Annotated in this window: 18 protein-coding genes and 1 pseudogene; 16 read left to right on the top strand and 3 right to left on the bottom strand. The window is 43.7% G+C overall.

The genetic code is table 11. The features are described from left to right. Positions 1-669: 669 nt before the first annotated feature. The 14 genes from D1151_RS14885 to radA all read left to right on the top strand — a co-directional run bounded on the left by D1151_RS14885 (position 670) and on the right by radA (position 16,144). Entirely contained in the window at positions 670-1,755 is a 1,086-nt protein-coding gene (locus tag D1151_RS14885; protein WP_161909414.1) for a hypothetical protein, read from the top strand. Positions 1,756-1,876: 121 nt separating this feature from the next. Continuing rightward, the gene (locus tag D1151_RS14880) at positions 1,877-2,731 is read left to right on the top strand and encodes a 3-hydroxybutyryl-CoA dehydrogenase (RefSeq protein WP_350339731.1); all 855 of its coding nucleotides are present in this window, start codon (positions 1,877-1,879) and stop codon (positions 2,729-2,731) included. A gap of 772 nt (positions 2,732-3,503) precedes the next feature. Continuing rightward, the gene (rho, locus tag D1151_RS14875; RefSeq protein ID WP_161909413.1) at positions 3,504-5,075 is read left to right on the top strand and encodes a transcription termination factor Rho; all 1,572 of its coding nucleotides are present in this window, start codon (positions 3,504-3,506) and stop codon (positions 5,073-5,075) included. Positions 5,076-5,088: 13 nt separating this feature from the next. Then, entirely contained in the window at positions 5,089-6,153 is a 1,065-nt protein-coding gene (locus D1151_RS14870) for a DUF1385 domain-containing protein (RefSeq protein WP_160202957.1), read from the top strand. Between the two features lie 25 nt (positions 6,154-6,178). Beyond that, the gene (prmC, locus tag D1151_RS14865) at positions 6,179-7,072 is read left to right on the top strand and encodes a peptide chain release factor N(5)-glutamine methyltransferase (RefSeq protein ID WP_251631969.1); all 894 of its coding nucleotides are present in this window, start codon (positions 6,179-6,181) and stop codon (positions 7,070-7,072) included. 36 nt (positions 7,073-7,108) lie between these two features. Continuing rightward, on the top strand, positions 7,109-7,621 hold the full coding sequence (locus tag D1151_RS14860) for a GNAT family N-acetyltransferase (RefSeq protein ID WP_161909411.1): 513 nt from the start codon (positions 7,109-7,111) through the stop codon (positions 7,619-7,621). Between the two features lie 91 nt (positions 7,622-7,712). Beyond that, complete coding sequence (locus D1151_RS14855) at positions 7,713-7,913, top strand: helix-turn-helix transcriptional regulator (RefSeq protein ID WP_160202960.1); 201 nt, start codon at positions 7,713-7,715, stop codon at positions 7,911-7,913. Position 7,914: 1 nt separating this feature from the next. Further along, positions 7,915-8,247, top strand: a complete 333-nt coding sequence (locus D1151_RS14850; protein ID WP_161909410.1) for a HipA N-terminal domain-containing protein — start codon at positions 7,915-7,917, stop codon at positions 8,245-8,247. Between the two features lie 2 nt (positions 8,248-8,249). Continuing rightward, positions 8,250-9,212: a HipA domain-containing protein gene (locus D1151_RS14845; RefSeq protein WP_160202962.1), complete on the top strand. Its 963-nt coding sequence runs from the start codon at positions 8,250-8,252 to the stop codon at positions 9,210-9,212. Between the two features lie 62 nt (positions 9,213-9,274). Further along, a complete protein-coding gene (gene asnS, locus D1151_RS14840) occupies positions 9,275-10,675 on the top strand; it encodes an asparagine--tRNA ligase (RefSeq protein ID WP_334296747.1) in 1,401 nt (466 codons plus the stop codon). A gap of 62 nt (positions 10,676-10,737) precedes the next feature. Continuing rightward, positions 10,738-11,883, top strand: a complete 1,146-nt coding sequence (locus tag D1151_RS14835) for a M20 family metallopeptidase (protein ID WP_161909408.1) — start codon at positions 10,738-10,740, stop codon at positions 11,881-11,883. Between the two features lie 144 nt (positions 11,884-12,027). Then, a complete protein-coding gene (locus D1151_RS14830) occupies positions 12,028-12,471 on the top strand; it encodes a hypothetical protein (protein WP_161909407.1) in 444 nt (147 codons plus the stop codon). 150 nt (positions 12,472-12,621) lie between these two features. Beyond that, positions 12,622-14,580 (top strand): translation factor GTPase family protein, encoded by a 1,959-nt coding sequence (locus D1151_RS14825; protein WP_161909406.1) that lies wholly within the window; start codon positions 12,622-12,624, stop codon positions 14,578-14,580. Positions 14,581-14,764: 184 nt separating this feature from the next. Continuing rightward, a complete protein-coding gene (gene radA / locus D1151_RS14820) occupies positions 14,765-16,144 on the top strand; it encodes a DNA repair protein RadA (protein WP_161909405.1) in 1,380 nt (459 codons plus the stop codon). Positions 16,145-16,232: 88 nt separating this feature from the next. Here radA and D1151_RS14815 read toward each other — a convergent pair whose 3' ends face one another. The 3 genes from D1151_RS14815 to D1151_RS14805 form a co-directional block, all read right to left on the bottom strand. Continuing rightward, positions 16,233-17,333 (bottom strand): Rpn family recombination-promoting nuclease/putative transposase, encoded by a 1,101-nt coding sequence (locus D1151_RS14815; RefSeq protein ID WP_161909404.1) that lies wholly within the window; start codon positions 17,331-17,333, stop codon positions 16,233-16,235. A 248-nt stretch (positions 17,334-17,581) separates the two neighbouring features. Then, positions 17,582-19,087, bottom strand: coding sequence for a HAMP domain-containing sensor histidine kinase (locus D1151_RS14810; protein WP_160202969.1), 1,506 nt, complete (start codon positions 19,085-19,087; stop codon positions 17,582-17,584). Then, positions 19,071-19,748, bottom strand: coding sequence for a response regulator transcription factor (locus D1151_RS14805; RefSeq protein WP_160202970.1), 678 nt, complete (start codon positions 19,746-19,748; stop codon positions 19,071-19,073). The genes D1151_RS14810 and D1151_RS14805 overlap by 17 nt, the downstream gene beginning before the upstream one ends. Before the next feature lie 313 nt (positions 19,749-20,061). Between D1151_RS14805 and D1151_RS14800 the strand changes: the two genes are divergently transcribed. Further along, complete coding sequence (locus tag D1151_RS14800) at positions 20,062-21,201, top strand: PIN/TRAM domain-containing protein (RefSeq protein WP_160202971.1); 1,140 nt, start codon at positions 20,062-20,064, stop codon at positions 21,199-21,201. A 23-nt stretch (positions 21,202-21,224) separates the two neighbouring features. Continuing rightward, positions 21,225-21,878 (top strand): annotated as a pseudogene (gene ispD, locus D1151_RS17260) (2-C-methyl-D-erythritol 4-phosphate cytidylyltransferase); the annotation flags it as partial.

Below are 21,878 nucleotides of genomic sequence, written 5' to 3'. Positions count from 1 at the left end.
GGTAACTTAACTTTAACACAAAAATGAGATCTTGCAATTTTTTTATTCAGTTGTAACACATCTATTGTAAACCTACAGGAACTCAAGCGCTCCGAATTTGAGGGACTTGACTTATACTTCAAAAATGAGTAAAATAATATAGTCCTGATGTTCCCGTATCGGGAATGTCAGGACTTCTCTTATAAAATCAGAAGTTAGTCATAAGAGCATACATCATTTACATCAAATCGTACACATACACGATGTAAAAGTGATTCATAGTATGACCTGATTACAGATTGACAATCTGGAGAATCGAGAAAATAGGACAGTAAAACAGATTATGGAGGAACTTATCAATATGACCGATTTCGTCCCGACGATGAAACCAATGGACAATTAAAAGTTTTTGATAAAGCTGTATTTTGATATGCTCCCCATATGGTAGACAATGGAAATATCCAAAACTATCATATGGGGAGTATATCGTTTATGCGGGTTTGCAGACTTGGAAAAATTGCATAGTTTTCAAAAATGAGTGGGCAGTTCCATAACGGGATTGCCCATTTTTAGTAGGCTATATTTTACTTTTAAGAAAATTAGTTTACGAATTAAAAGAGTTAAAATAAAGCAGAAAAATTGTGACAGAGAATAATTGAACGAACTGTATTTTCATGTTAAACTGAACATATGAATATTATTATTGAAACGAGAAATTTTGAAAAACTGCATACGGAAGAATTGAAAGTAAAATGCCCAGCTTGTCTGGATCAGCTTTGGGAAAGTCAGTGGGTTCGCCGCAGTATAACAAGAGCAGACATGGCGCAGGCGGAGGAACTGCAGGCTTTGGGAGATAAAATCGCGCAGTCAGCAGATGTGACTGTAGTTTTGGCGTCGGGGCAGATGGCGAAGCTGCTTCGCGCTGGTATTTCTGCAGCAGAGCCAGTAGAGGAAAAGTCAAAGGTCATCGTCTTTGGCGACACCTTTTCGCCGTCAGCCTATGCGTCATTGCTGCATTCATTGGAAGGGAAATCCTTTACACTTCTTGCTATATCAGAGGCGGAAGAGAGTTTGCAGCTTCGAGGGGCGTACAGCGTGCTCAAGCAGCAGCTTATTTCCAGCTGCGGAAAGGAACAGGCTGCTGAGCGGATTTTTGCCATTGCAGGAAAAGAAAGTAAATTTCTGACAGTGGAAGCAGCCGCGGAGGATTATCCATTGCTATCTTATCCGGAAATTCCGGCGGCATATGGAGCTGGAACCTCAGCCCTTCTGCTTGCACTCGCCATTAAAGGCGTAAATTTGGAGTTGTATTTGTCAGGGTTTTACGATATGCTGGCGTCACCGTCCTGGGATTTGGATGGTGTAGATTACGCAGTAGGGCGCGCAGCATATCGAAAAGCATGCGGTAAGGACAGCGGCGCCGGTGAGGAGCTGCTGCTTGTCTGGCAGAATCAGCTTGTAGATTTTGGCGCGTGGTATGGCAGCTGCAGGAGAATGCCTTCGCAGTCGGCGAATGTGGAACTTGAATCAGCTTTTCAGACCCTGCTCCTTGTAGAGAAGGACAGTTTGGATATTATGATGCCATACTTTGACGGATGTAACGAAGATGGCTCCCTGAATCTTCTGATGGCAGAGGAAGCAAATCGCCACTTTGAAAAAACAGCCTGCGGTGTGAAAGTTTCTTTGACCCATATGGACGACTATAATCTGGGACAATTATTCGCGTTTATGCAGCTTTCAAAGGGGATCACGGATTTACTGGTTATAGCCCAGTAAGAATGAAATAATTTATTTCAGGGGTTTACTTTATTTTTTATTGTGATATAATTAGAAAAAAGGAAAGTTAATTTTTTAACAAAACTTTTGAATAAAATTAACAATCATTAAGTAGGAGGTTATTATAATGAAAAAAGTTGGTGTATTAGGAACCGGCACTATGGGCGCTGGCATCATTCAGGTACTTGCACAGAACGGATACGAAGTAGTACTGAGAGCCAGAAGACAGACTTCTGTAGATAAAGGTATTGCTACCGTAGAAAAGAATCTGGATAAGATGATCAAGAAAGAAAAAATCACTGCAGAAGACAAGACAGCTATCATGGGCAGAATCCAGGGTTCCACTGATATCAGCATTGTAAAAGATGCAGACCTGATTATTGAGGCAGCAACAGAAGATATGGAAGCAAAGAAAGCTTTGTTTGCTGAACTGGATCAGCTGGTTAAGCCAGAAGCAATCATTGCTACAAATACATCTTCCCTGTCCATTACCGAAATCGCTGCTGCAACAGGCAGACCTGACAAAGTAATCGGTATGCACTTCTTCAACCCTGTTCCTGCTATGAAATTAGTAGAAATCATTCAGGGGCTGACAACTTCCGATGAAACTAAGGCAACAATCGTAGAACTGGCAGAGAAACTGGGTAAGACTCCAGTAGAAGTTGCAGAAGCACCAGGATTTGTTGTAAACAGAATTTTAATTCCGATGATTAACGAAGGTATCGGCATTCTGGCTGACGGCGTTGCTGATGCGAAAGGCATCGACACAGCTATGAAGCTGGGCGCTAACCACCCGATGGGACCGCTTGAACTGGGCGATCTGATTGGTCTTGATGTATGCCTTGCAATTATGGATGTACTGTATAGCGAATACGGTGATCCTAAGTACAGAGCACATGTGCTGCTGAGAAAAATGGTAAGAGCCGGTAAGCTGGGAAGAAAGACCGGTATCGGTTTCTACGATTATACAAAATAAATAGAACATATGCACAAAAGGGGCTGTCTCAAGATAAAATGAGACAGCTTCTTGTTTTAGGTCAGCGCCTCCGCTTGAAGAAGTTAGAGCGGCAGTTTTGTGTACGGAAGTAAGATTAACAGCAAGAGAATGAAGACATGTCGTGCCGGTGATTTGCCCCTGTGCCACATTTGGGATTGATTTCTGTATACATGGCGGAGACCTATGAAAAAGTGCCACATATAAAAGTGTTTTAAGAAAAAATGGCAGATGCAGAAAGAAATGCAGACAAATAGTCGGAAAAACTTTGGCACTCTACAGTAAAATATCAAAAAAGTGGATATCAGGAGGCAGGCACGCCAGTATTTTAGAAAATAAATTCAAATATGGCGTTTGGCGAGTGGCTGATGCCATTTATACAAAAAAACTCTTAGAATATGGCGTTTTCCAGAGGGTGAACGCCATAGATACAAAAAAACATTGAGATTGTGGCGCGTCGGTTTCTCCGCATTTGACCTGAATCTTTTTTCGGCTCAATATCACTTTTTATTTGAAATGTCTCCGCAGAAATATTAGTTTGTCAGCAGTTTTCGCGGTCCTTTTACAAAAAAATACCCTTTTCATTGGTTTCACATTGTATTATAATGAAATTAGAGTTTTCGTCTTTTGATGGTAAGGGCTTTTTCTATTTTAGAAAGCCGCATCTTAAACGTTTTCCCTTAATAAATAATTTTCAATTAAAGCTATTATCACTATACACAGAAAGGAACAGGCCTTAGGGTCTGATTATTACATGCCAAGAAAGAAATTAGAAGAAACACAGAAAATAGAAACACAGGCAGCAGAAATCAAGCCTGCAAAGAGAAGGGGTCGTCCGCCGAAGGCAGAAACTTTGGCAAAGCGTGCAGCGGAAGCTGCACAGGTGGATGAAGGAGCAGCTGCAATTGTCAGGAAAATTGATGAACCTGCAGAGCCAAAGCCTGTGAAACGGAGGGGGCGCCCGCCAAAGGCAGAGACGCTGGCGCGAAAAGCGCGGGAAGAGGCGGCTTTGCAGGAAGCATTGCAGGCAGAAAAGCCTGCGATGGAAATTTTACAGAGGTCAGAGGAAGACAAGATAGAGCCGGAAGTGGAATTGCAGCCATTGGGCCCTGAGGCAGGACAGGTCCAAGAAGCAGGAGCGCAGGTGCTCGCACATGAGGAGGCTCACCCTGTGCGCAGAAAAGTCCCTACCCACAAGGAACAGGAACGTCCGGAAGTGGAGGGAATTTTGGAAATTGCTGAAGGTGGTTTCGGATTTTTGCGTTTTAATAATTTCCTGACCAGTGACAGGGATGTATATGTTTCACCAACGCAGATTAGAAGATTTAATCTGAAGACGGGTGATTTGATTAAAGGAATTTCCAGACTGCCTAACGAGGGCGAACGCTTCGGCGCGCTGCTTTATGTGCTGACGGTCAACGGGGATGAACCGGGTGTGGCTATGCGCAGACCGGATTTTGAGGATTTGACGCCGATTTTCCCAAGGGAAAGACTGACCTTGGAGGATCGCAGCAAAGAACTTGCTATGCGTCTCATTGACCTGATTGCGCCTATTGGAAAAGGACAGAGAGGTCTGATTGTGGCACCGCCAAAAGCTGGCAAGACGACTCTTTTGAAGAGTATTGCCAATAACATCGAGAAAAAACACCCGGAAGTGGAGATGATTGTTTTGCTCATTGACGAACGTCCGGAAGAAGTGACCGACATGAAACGCTCCCTTAGCGGCGGCGAAGTTATCTATTCTACCTTTGATGAAATGCCGCAGCACCACGTAAAGGTTGCGGAGATGGTTCTGGCAAGGGCACAGCGCCTGGCAGAGCACGGCAAAGATGTAGTCATCCTGCTTGACAGTATTACCAGACTGGCAAGAGCCTACAATCTGGTGGTTCCAGCTTCAGGAAGAACTTTGTCCGGCGGACTTGATCCAGGTGCTCTTCACAAGCCGAAGAAATTTTTCGGTGCAGCAAGAAATATCGAAGAGGGTGGCAGCATCACCATTTTGGCGACAGCGCTGGTTGAAACAGGAAGCCGCATGGATGATGTTATATTTGAGGAATTTAAGGGTACAGGTAATATGGAAGTCCATCTGGACAGGAAATTGTCAGAGAAGAGAATATTCCCTGCCATCGACTTGAACAAATCTGGAACCCGTAAGGAGGATTTGCTGATGAGTCAGGATGAGATGGAAGCAATCTGGGCAATGAGAAGAGCTCTTGCGAACAGTCCTGTGCAGGAAGTGACAGAGACGATTATCGACAATCTGGCGCATACCAGAAACAATGAAAATTTTATCCAGATTATAAAAAAGATTTTTATACAGCAGTAGATAGAGGTTAATTATGGATTTGAGCAAGATTTTTTTGAAAGACGCATGCCCAACGCCCGTTGGTGGACAGGCGGTCATGGAGGGGATTATGATGAAAGGACTGTCGCGCACTGCGGTTGCGGTGAGGCTGCCTGACGGACGAATCCACATGAAAACAGAGCCGAATAAGAAAATGGGAAAGTGGACAAAGATTCCGATTATCAGAGGGGTTGTTGCCTTTGTCATGTCTTTGGTGCAGGGGACCGGCATTCTGATGTATTCTGCGGACGTGTTGGAAGCCAGCTGGTCCAGTGAGGAAAACGCAGAAGAGGACAAAATGGAAGCATGGCTTAACAGACATTTTGGGGAGAAGGGCGCATGGAATCTGATGATTTACCTTTCCGTGATTTTGGCTCTCGCCATGACAATCGGTTTGTTTATTTTGCTTCCGACAGTAGTGACAAATTTGCTTCAGCCGATTATTGACAGCGATTTTGCTTTTAATTTGATTGAAGGCATCATGCGAATTGGAATTTTTGTGATTTATCTGGGGCTGATCAGCCAGATGAAGGATATCAAGACGGTGTTTCAGTACCACGGTGCCGAACATAAGTGCATTCACTGTTTTGAAAACAATTTAGAGTTGACTCCTGCCAATGCGCAGCAGTTTTATACACTGCACCCGAGGTGCGGAACCAGCTTTTTGCTCTTTGTTATGGTTATCAGTTTCGTGCTTCACCTATTCCTTGGCTGGCCGGATTTGGTACTCCGAATTGTGTCAAGGCTGCTGCTGGTACCGGTGGTTGCAGGACTTTCCTACGAGCTTTTGAAGTGGGCAGGAAGGAGTGACAGCTGGGTTGTCAAGATTCTTAGCCTGCCGGGACTGTACTTACAAAAGTTGACTACAAAGAATCCGTCCGATGACCAGTTGGAAGTTGCTATTTGTGCTATGAAAGCAGTTATGGTGCCTGAGGATACGCCGTATTTTGAGGGGATTTGTGACCTTGAAGGAAATTTGATACAGGAGCATAAGATAGAGAGAAAGAGCAAGGAGGACGCTAAGCAGGGCCAGCAGGAATCTGCGGATGCGCAGGGATAAAGAGGAGTAAAGAATGAGCCTTTCGGTGAAAGAAATTTTAAATATCGGCAAAAGACAGCTTGAAGAACGCCAAATCGGTGATGCAGCAATCGACTGCAAACTGTTGTATTGCTATTTAATGAAAATTACTAGCGCACAGTTGATTTTGGAATATCAGAAGATTTTGCCGGACAGTTTGTGCGATGAGTATTTTACACTGTTGGATTTGCGGAGCAGCGGAAAGCCGCTCCAGTATATTACTGGTACGCAGGATTTTATGGGCCTGGAATTTAACGTGAATGAAAGCGTGCTGATTCCCCGTCAGGACACGGAAACACTGGTAGAGGATGCTATGGGTGTAATTTCTGATGGAACACTGCGTGGAGAGGCGTTTCTCCCAAAGAGAAAAAAGGATTGGGAGGTGCTGGATCTTTGCTGCGGCAGTGGCGCAATCGGACTTTCTCTCGCAAAGCTTTGCAAAGGAACCAAGGTGACCTGCTCGGATATTAGTAAAGACGCCCTTGCGGTCGCAAAGGAAAATGCCGGAAAGCTGGGGGTCAAAGTGACTTTTCAGGAGGGAAATCTGCTGCTTCCATTTAAGGGTCGGTTTAAAAACAAGCGGTTTGACATGATTATCTCTAATCCTCCTTACATAAAAACTTCTGTGATTCCAACGCTGCAGCGTGAGGTTCGCGACCACGAGCCAATGATGGCGCTGGACGGCGGAGCAGGTGGACTAGACTTCTACGGAAGGATTATTGCGGACGCTGCTGACTGTCTGAAAAAAGATGGCGTGCTGATGTTTGAAATCGGTCACGATCAGAGGGAAGCTGTATGCAGTCTCATTGAACAAACTGAGCAGTTTGCCTGCGTGACCTGTCTGCAGGATTTGGCAGGACGTGATAGAATCGTAGCGGCAGTACTGAAAGGGAAGAAATAGGGGATTGCAGAAAACTTTGCAAGGGAGCGCGGTGTGATGAAACTAACCATTCGGAACGGCAGACTGCCGGATTTGGACAGAGTTTGGGAAATCGAAAAGCAGGCATTTCCGCCAGCGGAGGCGGCTTTGCGAGAGACTTATGAGTATCGCTTGAAGAACATCAGCGACTGGTTCTTTGTGGGAGAGCTTGATGGTGAGATTGTCAGCGCGGTAGTGGGAAGACTGACGCAGCGGGATGTGTTTTCTGATGCGCTTTATGAAAATATATCCCTTGAGGCGGGTCCGTATTTTGCGATTTTATCAGTTCTGACATCGGACGAACACAGAAAGAAAGGCTTTGCCGGGCAGGTTTTGGAGTACAGTATTGAGGCGGCAAGGCAGGCAGGGCTTAAGGGAATAATCCTGGCGTGCAAGGATTATTTAATTGCATATTATGAGAAATTCGGCTTTCAGAAAATCGGGGTGTCAGAGTCGGCTCACGGTGGTGCAGTCTGGAATGATATGCGGCTGGAATTTGAAAAAGAGAAAACTATACCTGAAGGGGTATAAATTATAAAAATAGAATGCGGAAATATACCCTAAAGGGTATATAATAGAAAAAATGATTGAAAATGCACCCGATAGGGTGTAATATGTAAATATGAATAGAATTGGATATTATATAAAACAAGAAAGAAAAAAGTTAGGGTTGACGCAAGAGGAATTTGCTATACGTTCGGGCCTTGGACTGCGTTTTGTCAGAGAGTTAGAGCAGGGGAAGGAAACTGTACGACTGGATAAGGTAAATCAGGCACTTGCGATGTTTGGCATGGAAGCAATGCCTGTTAAAAAGGAGAGATAGAATGCCATTAGAGTATCGAAAAGGATATGTATATATCCAAAATCAGTACGCAGGGGTAGTAGCAGAAACAGAGGAAGGATATACTTTTTCTTATGATAATGAATATAGAAACAAGGAAAACGCAGTGGCAGTTAGCTTGACACTACCTTTAAGCGAGAAGGGTTATAGTGCTAGCATGCTATTTTCTTTTTTTGATGGTCTTGTTCCAGAAGGCTGGCTTCTTGATGTTGCAAGCAGGAACTGGAAAATCAATGCTAACGACCGGTTTGGTCTACTGCTTTTAACTTGTAGGGATTGTATCGGTGATGTGTCGATCAGAACGGAGAAAGAATAGAGATGAAATGCTTATACTGTCAAAAGGATATTAGGGATTCGGTGTCGCTGGAGGAGAAAGATTCTTGCTGGCACAAGAAGTGTGTAAAAGCTTTTTTTGGTACGGATAAAATGCCTATTTTAGATGTGACAAAAGAGGGATTAAATCAGTTAGCAAGGAAGACGGTAAATAAAGGATTGACAGTTCCTGGGGTGCAGAAGAAGCTTTCACTGCACTTATCCACAGAAACGGAATCCCGTCTTACACTTGTAGACTATCCAACGGGTTATATTTTAAAGCCGCAAACTGACGAATTTGAGAAGCTTCCGGAGTTTGAAGATTTGGCGATGAGGTTAGCAAGGATTGCGGGGGTAAAGACAGTGCCTCACGGACTGGTGAAAATTCATGACGAATACGCATATATTACAAGACGCATTGACAGACTTATAGATGGGGATTCGGTAGAACTGTATGCCATGGAGGACTTTTGCCAGCTTTCGGGAAGATTGACCTTGGACAAATATAAAGCGTCATACGAAATATGTGGAAAAATAATTAATGCGTATTCGGTTAATAGGGGCTTTGATTTATCAGAACTTTATATGCGGCTAGTGTTTTCTTATATTATTGGAAACTCTGATATGCATTTAAAGAATTTTTCTTTAATAGAAACTGCGCCGGCAAATAGAGAATTTTGCCTGTCGCAAGCATATGATTTACTGCCTGTTAATGTGATTATACCGGAAGATACTGATGAAACAGCGCTTACCTTAAATGGAAAGAGAAAAAGGTTGAAGAGAAGGGATTTCTTGGAGTTTGCTGCACATTGCGGGATTCCTGAAAAATCTGCTGAAAAGATGATTGGAAGGATATGTGGACTGAAGGACGCCTTTTTTTTGCAATGTGAGGATTCATATTTAACGGAAGAAATGAAAGAAAGTTTAAAAGCATTGATTTCTGCTAGAATCGCTGCAATCAGCTCTTGAAGTCATTGGAATTACATGGTATGATGTATAAATGATATAAACGATTTTTATAAAGGAAGGTTATGAGAATGAAAGATATACAGCTTAGAGAACTTCACAGAAACACCGCCTCCTATGCCGACAAGGAAGTTGTTGTCAGAGGCTGGGTCAGAACCAATAGAAGTTCTAATAAGTTTGGATTTATAGAACTCAACGACGGTACTTTTTTCAAGTCCGTGCAGGTTGTTTATGAGGCTGACAAAATCAGCAACTTTGAAGAAGTTGCAAAGGCCCCGATTGCATCTGCTTGGCTGGTTCGCGGCACACTGGTGCTGACACCGGAAGCAAAGCAGCCTTTTGAAATCAAGGCAGAAGAGGTGACGATGGAGGCGGATTCTGCCGCAGATTATCCGTTGCAGAAGAAACGCCACTCCATGGAGTTCCTTAGAGAGATTGCGCATCTGAGACCTAGAAGCAACACCTTCTCTGCGGTGTTCAGAGTGCGTTCTCTGGTAGCTTACGCCGTGCACAAATTCTTTCAGGAGCAGGATTTTGTCTATGCACATACTCCGATTATTACGGGCAGTGACTGCGAGGGTGCAGGTGAGATGTTCCGCATTACGACTTTAGATATGGACAATCTGCCTATGACTGAAGATGGAAAGATCGACTACAGCCAGGATTTCTTCGGCAAGGAAACCAGTTTGACTGTAAGCGGACAGCTGGAAGCAGAGACCTTTGCTATGGCATTCAGAAACGTATACACCTTTGGACCGACCTTTAGAGCAGAAAATTCCAATACTACAAGACACGCTTCTGAGTTTTGGATGATTGAGCCGGAAATTGCGTTTGCTGATTTGAACGATAATATGGATTTAGCGGAAGCTATGGTAAAATATATTATCAACTACGTGCGCGAGCATGCACCGGAAGAGATGGCGTTTTTCAATAGCTTCATTGATAAAGGGCTGTTGGAAAGACTGGATAATATCGTAAATTCCGATTTTGGCAGAGTCACCTATACTGAAGCAGTAGATTTGCTGCTGAAGTCCGGCAAGGAGTTCCAGTATCCGGTAGAATGGGGTATTGACCTGCAGACAGAGCATGAGCGCTATTTGACAGAAGAAGTATTCAAGAAGCCGATTTTCGTTACGGATTATCCAAAGGATATCAAGGCATTCTATATGCGATTAAACGATGACAACAAGACCGTTGCAGCCTGCGACTTGCTGGTGCCGGGTGTTGGTGAAATCATCGGCGGAAGCCAGAGAGAAGAGCGTCTGGACGTGCTTACTGCCCGCATGGCAGAACTTGGTCTTGATGAAAAAGACTACTGGTGGTACCTGGATCTGCGTAAATACGGCGGCGTAAAACATGCCGGCTACGGTTTAGGCTTTGAGAGAATGATTATGTACTTGACCGGAATGGGCAACATCAGAGATGTTCTGCCGTTCCCAAGAACACCGAAAACTGCAGAATTTTAAAAAGATATGACAAAGAGCCTGGGTAACCGAAAGCCCTGGCTCTTTTTGCAAGAAGAAAGGTTATGTCAGATCAGTTATGTGAGGAGGAACAGATGAAACAGGAGTTGCTGGAAAAAGCGATTGCGCTGCGCCATGAGCTGCATCGATACCCGGAACTTTCGGAAAAGGAAGTGCGTACAAAGAAAATACTGATGGAGTTTATCAAGGTAAATACAGATTTGCAGGTGGTCGATAGAGGACAGTGGTTTTATGCGGTATATGAGCCAAAGAAAAAGAGCGAAAAAGGAAGGATCGCTTTTCGTGCGGATATGGACGCTATTTCAGTCTTTGAAGATAGCAATTTGCCTTATGCTTCTGAAAATCCAGGTGTTGCCCACAAGTGCGGACACGATGGGCACAGCGCTGCCTTGGCAGCCTTTGCCATGGAACTTTCCGAAACAGGGACAGACAGGGAGGTATATTTGATTTTTCAGCATGCGGAAGAAAACGGCGCTGGCGGCAAAGTTTGTGCGCAGTTGATTGAAGAAAAACAAATTGAAACGGTTTATGCGCTGCACAATTTTCCGGGCTTTGAAGAAGGGGCGCTGCTTCTTCGGGAAGGTACGATTAACTGTGCATCCATGGGCATGGAGCTGACGTTTACAGGAGTTTCCGCCCATGCAAGTCAGCCTGAAAAGGGGAGGAATCCTGCAGCGGTGATTAGCAGATTGGTGCTGGAGTTAGAAAAGATGGCTGCACCGGAATGTCATGAAGGACTGATTTTGGCGACGGTAGTGCAGGTGGATATCGGCGAAAGAGCTTTTGGGGTAGCAGCCCATAAGGGTAAACTGCTTTTGACTATTCGGGGACAAATTGAAGATGAGATGAATGCATTGCGGGACCGGATAGAAAATTTTGCAAAGGAGCAGGCGCAGCAGTATGGTCTTCTACTGGAAACTGCTTATCACGATGTGTTCCCGGAGACTTATAATCACGGAGAAAGCATTGAAAAAATCCGAAATATTGCCGATGAAAAAGGCTGGAAGACCCAGACTTTGGAAAACCCGATTAGAAGTTCGGAAGACTTCGGCTGGTATCTGAAAAAAGCATCCGGCGCGCTGGTTTGGATGGGCGCGGGTATGGAATGTACGCCGATTCATTCAGCAGAATTTGACTATAATGACAATCTGATTGAAAGGAGTGTATCATTTTTTCAAAGTCTGCTGTAACTATATAAAGGGATTAAATTCTTACAATTTTCCTACAGCTATTGACAGCGATAAAACTTTGCAATAAACTGAAGTTAAGTCAAAGATTAAATAGCGGACGATTTTTACAGGGGATAAATGGCAGTACTTTAGGGGGAATTAGAGATGAGAAGCAGATATAGCATTTGGCTTAAAATTGGAATCGTTGTTTTTGCAGCAGGCTTGATTTTTTTATGCACGATGGTCGTAAGGGATTCGGGCGAGTTTTACGCAGAGAGTAAGGATGGACTTTGGAAGGGGTACATATCCAGAAGCGCCGGTAGAGGCGAAGGAACATATCAGGTGTATGTGTGCTATTTGGGCAATGAAGAGGGAAATATTGGCGAAATAGAAGTGCAGCCGTTTTGCAGCAAGAAAGCAAAACCTTGCAGAATAGTGGCAGAAAGCGTGCCAATCTCAGTTTCGAAGCATTTTTCGCAGGGAGCACCAAAGAAAGCATATAGACTGGCGCAAACGGCGATAAACGAAGCGGACAAGATTACCCTTGGAATCAGCTGGAAAGATAAGGACGGGGAGGTTCGATATTCCAGTTTACTATTTAGCAGTTAAATGAAAAGCAAGGAGGCTGTAATGAGGCAGCCTTTTTCATTTGGGAAAAATTTCATGGAATAGTCGAACTATTCGAAAATCCGATAGACTATAAGAGAAGAATGTGTTATACTATTGACATACGCAAAATTAATGTAGGAGGTCTTATCGATGAAAGGCTACACAAGCGAAACAATTAGAAATGTTGCTTTATTAGGACATGGCGGATGTGGTAAAACTACATTCCTGGAAGCCGCTCTGTTAGAAACAGGCGTAATCACAAAATTGGGTAAAGTCGAGGACGGAAATACAGTATCCGACTACGACAAAATGGAAATTGAAAAAGGTTATTCCATTAATACTTCTGTTGTTCCAATTGAGTGGAAGAACAGCAAGATTAATTTTATCGATACACCGGGATATTTCGACTTTGTCGGCGAAGTAAATGCGGCCCTTCGCGCTGCTGAGGCTGCTGTGATTCTGGTAGATGCAGGTTCAGGTATTCAGGTAGGAACCGAAGCTGCATGGAATGCTTGTGAAAGATATAAGAAACCTAGATTCATCGTTATCAATAAGAGAGATAAGGACGAATTTGACTTTTATAAAACCTTTGATGAACTGAAGGCAAAATTCGGTGAAACACTGATTCCATTCAGCTGGCCACTTTCTGCAGAAATCGACGAAGAGCTGAAAGAAGCAATCGCAATGGCTGACGATGAACTGATGGAAAAATACTTCAACGGAGATGATTTTTCTGATGAAGAAGTAAGAAATGGCTTAATCAAAGGCATTTCCGAAGGCGTTATTGTCCCTGTATGCTCTTCGGCATTTCAGCTGGGACAAGGTATTGAAGGTCTTCTAGACCTGTTGCTGACCTATGTTCCTACACCGCTGCAGCATGGTGCATATCCGGGATTCAACGACAAGAACGAGCCGGTAGAAAAAATTTCTGTCACCGACGCACCGATGTCTGCGTTTGTATTTAAGACAATTGTTGACCCGTTTGTAGGAAAAATTTCCATCATGAAGGTGGTAACCGGTAAGATTAACTCCGGTACAGAAGTTTACAACGAGAGAGCAGGAAAAGCTGAAAAGCTTGGCAAGCTGTTCTTCCTCAGAGGTAAAGAACAGCTGGAACTGAACTATGCAGAAGCAGGCGACATTGTAGCCGTTGCAAAACTGCAGTATACCGTTTCAGGCGATACCCTTTGCGACAAGAGCGATATCGTAAGATATCTGCCACTGGATTATCCATCTCCGACTTATTACGTCGCAATTGAAGCTGCTGATAAGGGAGACGAAGAAAAGATGGGAACAGGTCTTTCAAGACTGAGAGAAGAAGATCCGTCCTTTGTAGTAGAAAGAAACGCTGAAACCCATCAGACCCTTCTTGGCGGTCAGGGCGATATCCAGCTGGGTATCATTATGGCGAAGTTAAAAGACAGATTCGGTGTTACTGTTAAGGTTGTGCCGCAGAAGATTGCTTACAGAGAAACCATCAAGGGCAATTCTGATGTACAGGGTAAACATAAGAAACAGTCCGGAGGCGCTGGTCAGTACGGTGACGTACACATCAGATTCTCACCATCTCAGCAGGAATTTGAATTCTCCGAAGAACTCTTCGGCGGTTCTATTCCAAAGAACTACGTGCCTGCTGTTGAAAAAGGACTCATTGAAAGTATGCAGAAAGGTCCTCTTGCAGGCTGCAAGGTAGTAAACGTTAAGGCTGTATTGTACGATGGTTCTTACCACGATGTAGACTCCAACGAAGTATCCTTCAAGATTGCTGCATCTCTGGCATTCAAGAAAGGTATCGTCGAAGCAAAGCCTTGCCTTCTGGAGCCGATTATGCACATGGAAATCTTCGTTTCCGATGATTACATGGGTGACGTAATGGGCGACATGAACAAGAGAAGAGGCAAGATTTTAGGTATGGAACCACAGAATGGAGGCGGACAGAAGATTCTTGCAGAAGCGCCGCAGGCTGAGCTCTTCGATTATGCGCTGGTTCTTCGCTCCATGACTCAGGGTAGAGGCGTCTTTGAAATGAGATTTGAAAGATACGAAGAAGTGCCAAAACAGCTGTCTGAAAAGATTATCGCTGACTATCAGGCACAGCAGGAAAAATAATTAGATAAAATAATTTCAGAATCCCGGAAGTCGGTGGCTTTTGGGATTCTGTTTTTTCTTTAGCCTTTATGCCATTCCAAACTTTTGCAGTGTGGCGTGCATAATCGGTGTGGACAAATGGGGCAGTGTTTGGTATAATACAAGATACGAACAAATGTTTGCAAAGAGGAGAGGTTAGCGTATTATGGCAAAGAAAGCGAAAACAGTATATGTCTGTCAGGAATGCGGCTACGAAAGCAGTAAATGGGTTGGACAGTGTATTTGCGGTGCATGGAACAGCATGGTAGAGGAGAAGATTGTAGAGGCACCGACAAATGATACGAGACGAAGAGCCTCCGCAGGAGCTAAACCATCTAAACTAAAGGAAATTGGTGCGGGAGGAGATTACGTTCGGATTGATACAGGCATCGGGGAACTGAACCGGGTACTAGGAGGAGGGTTGGTGAAGGGCTCTTTGACTTTGATCTCAGGCGAACCGGGTATCGGCAAGTCTACGATGATTATACAGGCAGCTGCTAATTTGGCTAAGTCACTGGGTACGGTTCTCTATATCTCGGGAGAAGAGTCTGAGGCACAGATTAAAATGCGGGCAGATCGGGTTTGCGGAGAACTGAACGAGAACCTCTATATTCTGGCGGAAACCAACATGGAAAATATTGTTGCAGCCTGCGAAAATCTTAAACCGAAGTTTTTAATTATAGATTCCATTCAAACTATGTATACACAGACTTTGGACTCAGTGCCCGGCAGTGTGTCTCAGGTCAGAGATGTGGGAAACCAATTGATGAAACTTGGAAAAACAGGAGATATCCCTGTGTTTATCGTTGCCCATGTTACCAAGAATGGAGAGTTGGCTGGACCCAAGATTGTGGAACATCTGGTGGACTGCGTGCTGAATTTTACCGGGGAGAGAGATCATGACCTGCGAATTCTTCGCGTGTTTAAAAACCGATTTGGAACTACCAGTGAAATCGGTGCCTTTCAGATGGAGGAAGGTGGTTTGCGCGAGATTAAGAATCTGTCGGCCACTTTTTTAGAAAGCACTGCAGTAAAGAGTGAAGGCTCTGTCATCACCGCAGTATACGAAGGGAGCAGACCGGTACTTTTTGAAATTCAGGCATTAACTGCGCCTGCTAACGTAGGATTTGCGAGACGAACGGCAGTCGGCGTGGATCATCAGAGACTTAGTATGATTTTAGCTGTACTGGAGAAGAAAGCCGGTATAACGATGATTAATCAGGACGTTTATGTCAATGTGGTAGGCGGTATGCGGCCAGACAGCACGTCCATAGATTTAGGGGTAGCGTTGGCGGTTTATTCCTCCATGCGAGGGGTTGTTAGCCAAAAGCGAGTTATGGCAATCGGCGAGGTAGGTCTGACTGGCGATTTGCGCTCTGTGCAGAATGCTGAAAAAATCGTCATGGAAGCAGTACGTATGGGGTATGAGCAGATTATCCTGCCTAAGAAAAACGCCGATCGCATTGATACAAAAAAACTGGGAAGCTGCAGTATGATTGGTGCAGAAAACATTTATCAGGCAATTGATGCTTTCCGCGGAGAATGAGTAGAAACAATTGTGAATTTACATAGCAACAGGGCAGTAAAACGGCGCTGCGAGAGTCCGGTTTACTGCCTCTATTTTTGAATTTATTTTATTTGTACTGATTCATGTAATGCAGGGCATCGTTCTCGTTCAGGTTGAATATTGTGACAAGCTTGCGTAGAATTTTTTCTTCAGAAATCCCTTCGGAGCGATTATCAAGAATCAGTACTCGGATACTTTGAACAAGCCCTTGTTGGATCCCTTGTTCAAGCCCCTGTTGGATCCCTTGTTCAAGTCCCCTTTCTAGTCCTTGCTTGAGTCCTTGCTCAATCCCCTTCTTGAGTCCCTTGTTCATACCAATTTCAATGCCTTTATTTTCAGCTTCCTGAAGCCGTTCGGCTCGTTCTTCTTCCTCCAGCAATCGTTTTGTCGCCAAATCATGTTCGCGCATTTCAATTTCCATCTGACGAACTCTGGCATAAAAATCTTCTGATGCACGCTGAAATACTTTTTCTGCCATCTGAATTGCTTCACCTCCATCTTCAATTAGGGTCTTTAAATAATTTGCGGATTTTTCTTCGCCTGCCAGTTTCAGATAGGCGGCAAGCTGCTCCACGTTGTTCATTGCTTCCATTGGTTTATCTGTCTGCACTTTTCCCAGCTCGATGAAATGCATTTCCAGTCGGTCACTAAGCAGGTGGCGGCAGGAATCCTCCCACAGATGGAATGTAGTATGAATGCCAGGAATGTTCGGGAACAGGGTTCCCGTTACAATGGAGATAACAATGCTTTTTCCCATTTTATCATAATCTTCTCCCTTTTCCAATGACAAATTAACCAGTTTCCCACCGTACTGCACACAGCGATTTGGATAGTGTTTCAAATTTCCATTTTGTAGCTCAATATCAAAGAGCTCGTTTTGTGATGTGCGGGCTTTGATATCCAGAGTTGTTTCTTTATCAGCTGGATAAGTGCGATAATTGATAGGGTTGAGAATTTCAATGCTTGTGATAGGATTTTTCTCTTTGCAGAGAATGACATTGAGAAAAGCAATTAGAGCATCTTTGCTTTCTTTTGTATTTTGCCCAAAGACATAATGAAATACCCAGTCATCCTCATAGCCGATGAGCCAGCGGTTAGGATTTTTGAAGAAAGTGTCATCGACGTGCTGAGAATTCGGTGAGTTATTTTTACTATTTTGTTTATTCATGGTAACCTCCAATCTTATTTCCAATAAATATATTTTATGGAAGTATAACCCATGCTAAAGAGTAAAACAAGGTCGATGTCGGATTTTGATATTTTTTTGTAGGATTTTGACACTTTTTTGTAAAAAGCTTGCATGGGAGGGGGTCTTACTATGCTGAGAATATCGAAAATAGGAAGTACAAGATAGAAGAGTTCAAAAAAAGACTCAGAGATTAGAAAACCTCTGAGTCTTAATATAACGAATCTTTACTATGATTTATAAAAGAAACTGCGATCCTGTTTCACTAAGTCCAGTTCAAACCAGAAGGTGCTGCCTTTGCCAAGCTTGCTGTTGACGCCATAGTTTGCTTTGTGTAGGGTCAGGATTTCCTTGACTATAGAAAGTCCCAGCCCGCTGCCGTCGGTCGGTCTTACGTGGTGAGTACTGGATTTGTAGTATCTCTCCCACACGTGATTGATTTCATCAGGGGCGATGCCAGCACCGTGGTCGATGACTTCACACCGAACTTTACGACCAGCCTTTTTCAGGTTGATGATAATGACCATGTCTTCACCGCAGTATTTTACAGCATTGGTGATTAGGTTGGACAGAACTTGTTTGATTCTGGCTTCGTCGCCGTTGACTATCATCGGGGCAGAACAGTTGAACTTAATCTTGTAGCCTTCCTGTTCAGCCAGCAAATCATAGGAAGCCAGCAGCGACTCTGCTGTAGCTTTTAAGTCGAAGTTGGTGCGCTCCAGCGAAATAGTTCTGTTTTGCATGCGGGACAGATTGAGCATGTCATTTACCAGTATGTTTAAACGATCTGTTTCGTCGATGATGACTGCCAGATGTGCATCGCGCTTCTTGGGATTGTTACCGGAAAGGTCACGAATCATCTCCGCATAAGATTTAATCATCGTAAGCGGGGTTCTAAGATCGTGGGATACGTTGGCTATCAGGTCTTTCTGGTACATATCGGTTTTCTCCAGTTCTCTGGAGGCATTGGTTAATGTATTTGCCAGGTCAGTAATTTCCGAATAATGACCACCTTGGAATTTGATACCGTAATGTCCTTTTCCCATCTCGGCTGCAGAATGGGTGATATTTTTAATTGGTCTGGAAATTCTGCGGGCAAGATACAGAGCCAGTGCAAGAGCTAGCAGTGTAGCGATGATGGTGATATAAATCAGCTGCACACGCAGGATAGAGACAGTTGATTTTACCGGGTACAAAGGCGAGAATATGTACATGACAAGTTCTGAACTACCGCTGGAATCAGGCAAAAGTACGCTGGGAGAGGAAAGATAGCAGGCGTAGCCTAAGGTTTTCGTTTTTTCTCCTGTCAACGGATTGGTATCTTCAGAAATGGTCGCAACTTTGTTGAGAGGACTCTCCTTCAGCTTTGTCAGCAGGGTCTGCATTTGCAAGTTGTATTTATATCTGTAAAGGGAAATATGATCCTTGTAGCTTGGGGCAATCTGTACAGAACCGTCGACACTGTCGACCTGAATATAGATATCTTCGTTCGTCACGTAAATGTCATCTAGAACCTCAGTCAGACGGTAAAGATTTTTTCCGCTATCTTCGTATGCATCAATGACTATGTTGGCGATTTTGGTGATTTCACCGGTTTTCATGTGGTCATAATAGTTATTGAGAAAGAAAATTTGCAGAAACCAGATTAAGCCGATTAAAAGCATAGCAAAACCGATGAAGTAAATCCAAAGTTTAAAACGTATGCTTTTAAAATCGAATCTATTCTTCAAATTCAAATTTGTATCCCACCCCTCTGAGTGTTACGATGTAATCCCGATATGGGCCCAGGTTATTTCTCAGATTTTTAATATGGGTATCAATCGTTCTGTCATCGCCGAAGAAGTCGTAGCCCCAGATGTCAGAGAGCAGCTTATCTCTGGATAATGCCAGATTTTTATGCTCGATGAGATAGAAAAGAAGTTCATATTCTTTTGGAGTCAATTCAACACGTTGGCCGTCTACGGTAACAGTTCTAGCTGCCATATTGATTTCCAGTCCATTAAACTGCAGTACGTCGGATTTGCTTTGGGAGACTGCATTCCTGCGAGCGAGAATTACATTGATTCTTGCCATCAGTTCTTTCGGGCTGAAAGGCTTTACGATGTAATCATCAATGCCCAGTTCGAAACCGAAAAGTTTATCGTATTCTTCGCCTCTTGCTGACAGCATGATGATAGGTACGTCCTGAATTTTTTTTATCTCTTTGCAGGCGGAAAAGCCGTCCAGCTTTGGCATCATGATATCAAGAATGACAAGGTCATATTCGTTGAGCTTGCAGAGACCTACGGCGCTCATTCCGTCTTCGGCTTCGGTTACTTCATATCCGTTAAATTCAGCGTATTCTTTGATGACTTCACGTATCTTAGGCTCGTCATCAACAACTAAAAGTTTATACATAAATAATCCTCCTCTTGATAGAATATTGACGATTCAATGTACTTAATTATATCATACAGTTTCATTGTGTTCATTACATGAAGACTGTATAGTTAATTTTAACACAAAAGACGTGCAATTAACAAGAAATTTGTATACACAGGAGGGTTGACACAAGACGCGGGAATGCACTATACTGTATTTATATAGATGTAAAGTGGGGGATTAGGCTTCTCCCGCCTTGCAAACCGATTAGTAGGGGCTGTGCTTGTCTTATTCTCCCTGAAGATCGGTATGCACGCTGTATGTATTTTTAAAGGAAGGGGGAGAGCATATGTTTAAGAAACTAATCAGAGGATTAGTAACATTGTTAGGTGCAATCTTAGGTTACGGTCTATCTGAACTGCTGGTGCTTTGGTATACTAAAAGCGGTGGAAACCTGAGTGAGTATTTTACTGGGGGAGAGCAGCTCGGAATCGAAATCGCTTTTGCTATTATATTTGGAATTATTTTTTTCAGATTGACACCGGCGATTAGAAGGCAGAGTGTAAAAGTAGCAGATAATATTGAGGACGATCTCAGAGGAGTGTCAGCAAATGATTTGGTTACAGGTGTAGTAGGGCTTATTTTGGGGCTTCTCATTGCGTTGCTTTTGACACAGATTTATGCAAGCATCAAGAATACGTATCTCTATACCAGTTTGACGATTATTTCCTATGTGTTATTCGGATATCTGGGGGTAGTCATCGCGACGAAGAAGAGCAGAGAAATTTTCAGCCTTTTCATGGGCGTGCGCAGACAGAACCAGCAGAATCAGCAGGGACAACAAGGGTCAGAATCCACCTTGTTTGGCAAAGGTAAGAAGAAAAATGATGGAATCCCAAAGATTTTTGATACCAGTGTCATCATCGACGGCAGAATTGCAGAGATTATGAAGACTGGTTTTCTGGAAGGACCAATTGTGATTCCTGAATTTGTGCTTGTAGAACTACGTCATATTGCGGATTCTTCCGATTCTCTGAAACGGACAAGAGGCAGACGCGGTCTTGATATTCTCAATAAGATTCAGGATGACTATGGTATTGAAATCTATAATACTGATAACGAAAAATCTCTGCGGGAAATTCCGGAAGTCGATGTGAAACTTTTGAAATTGGCGCAGCTGATGAACGGAAAAGTCGTAACTAATGATTTTAATTTGAACAAAGTGGCAACCATCAACGGTGTAGGCGTGCTCAATATAAACGAGCTTGCCAATACACTGAAACCGGTGGTTCTGCCAGGTGAAGAGATGACCGTGACTCTGGTAAAACAGGGGAAGGATAACAGTCAGGCGATTGCTTATCTGGATGACGGCACCATGATTGTCGTTGAAGATGGTAGAAGAATGATTGGCAAGACGACCCGCATCAATGTGACCAGTGTGCTGCAGACATCCGCGGGAAGAATGATTTTCGGCAGACTGAAAAAATAGCCTGTGGCGAAAGATGATGATTTATGTTAAATGGAACGAAGGTATATGCGATTATCGGTGCTGCCGGATCTGGTAAACGAATGGCAGCACCGCTTCCAAAACAATTTTTAACGATTGACGGAAAGACCATACTTGAAAAGACAGTGCAGAAGTTTCTTTCAAATTCTGTTGTCGATGGAACCGTAATTGTAACGGGGGCAGATTATATGAACCTTTGCCGCCGATTTTTTGCTATAGAGATTGAAGCCGGGCAGGTACATCTGGTTACTGGCGGACAGGAGCGGCAGGATTCTATTTATAACGGACTTAAAGTTTTGCATGAAATCGGTGCAGCAGATAGCATTGTGCTTATTCACGATGGAGTCAGACCTTATGTCAGCACGCAGCTGATTACGGCAGTTGTGGAGAAAGCAAAATGCACTGGTGCGGCAATTCCTGCTGTGCCGCCTAAAGATACTATAAGACACAACTGGCAGGGAACTTTAGACCGAAGTCAGCTTTTTTGCGTGCAGACACCGCAGGCATTTCAGTTTGCGCTGATAGAGCGCGCCTATGAAAAGGCGGCAGAAGACGGCTTTTACGGAACTGATGATGCTAGCCTTGTAGAAAGACTGGGTCAGAAAGTATCTATTGTTCCCGGCGAGTATACCAACCTAAAAATTACTACACCGGAGGAT

Source organism: Emergencia sp. 1XD21-10 (genome assembly GCF_009936045.1).
GTDB lineage: Bacteria > Bacillota > Clostridia > Peptostreptococcales > Anaerovoracaceae > Senimuribacter > Senimuribacter intestinalis.
The sequence above is the reverse complement of the archived record's forward strand: the minus strand, read 5'-3'. Positions and strand labels throughout refer to the sequence as shown.

Bases quoted from the DNA above. Each gene is read 5' to 3' on its own strand.
- D1151_RS14885 (WP_161909414.1), top strand. From the start codon at position 670: ATGAATATTATTATTGAAACGAGAAATTTTGAAAAACTGCATACGGAA.
- rho (WP_161909413.1), top strand. From the start codon at position 3,504: ATGCCAAGAAAGAAATTAGAAGAAACACAGAAAATAGAAACACAGGCA.
- D1151_RS14870 (WP_160202957.1), top strand. From the start codon at position 5,089: ATGGATTTGAGCAAGATTTTTTTGAAAGACGCATGCCCAACGCCCGTT.
- D1151_RS14860 (WP_161909411.1), top strand. From the start codon at position 7,109: ATGAAACTAACCATTCGGAACGGCAGACTGCCGGATTTGGACAGAGTT.
- D1151_RS14855 (WP_160202960.1), top strand. From the start codon at position 7,713: ATGAATAGAATTGGATATTATATAAAACAAGAAAGAAAAAAGTTAGGG.
- D1151_RS14850 (WP_161909410.1), top strand. From the start codon at position 7,915: ATGCCATTAGAGTATCGAAAAGGATATGTATATATCCAAAATCAGTAC.
- D1151_RS14845 (WP_160202962.1), top strand. From the start codon at position 8,250: ATGAAATGCTTATACTGTCAAAAGGATATTAGGGATTCGGTGTCGCTG.
- asnS (WP_334296747.1), top strand. From the start codon at position 9,275: ATGAGAATGAAAGATATACAGCTTAGAGAACTTCACAGAAACACCGCC.
- D1151_RS14835 (WP_161909408.1), top strand. From the start codon at position 10,738: ATGTCAGATCAGTTATGTGAGGAGGAACAGATGAAACAGGAGTTGCTG.
- D1151_RS14830 (WP_161909407.1), top strand. From the start codon at position 12,028: ATGAGAAGCAGATATAGCATTTGGCTTAAAATTGGAATCGTTGTTTTT.
- D1151_RS14825 (WP_161909406.1), top strand. From the start codon at position 12,622: ATGAAAGGCTACACAAGCGAAACAATTAGAAATGTTGCTTTATTAGGA.
- radA (WP_161909405.1), top strand. From the start codon at position 14,765: ATGGCAAAGAAAGCGAAAACAGTATATGTCTGTCAGGAATGCGGCTAC.
- D1151_RS14815 (WP_161909404.1), bottom strand. From the start codon at position 17,333: ATGAATAAACAAAATAGTAAAAATAACTCACCGAATTCTCAGCACGTC.
- D1151_RS14805 (WP_160202970.1), bottom strand. From the start codon at position 19,748: ATGTATAAACTTTTAGTTGTTGATGACGAGCCTAAGATACGTGAAGTC.
- D1151_RS14800 (WP_160202971.1), top strand. From the start codon at position 20,062: ATGTTTAAGAAACTAATCAGAGGATTAGTAACATTGTTAGGTGCAATC.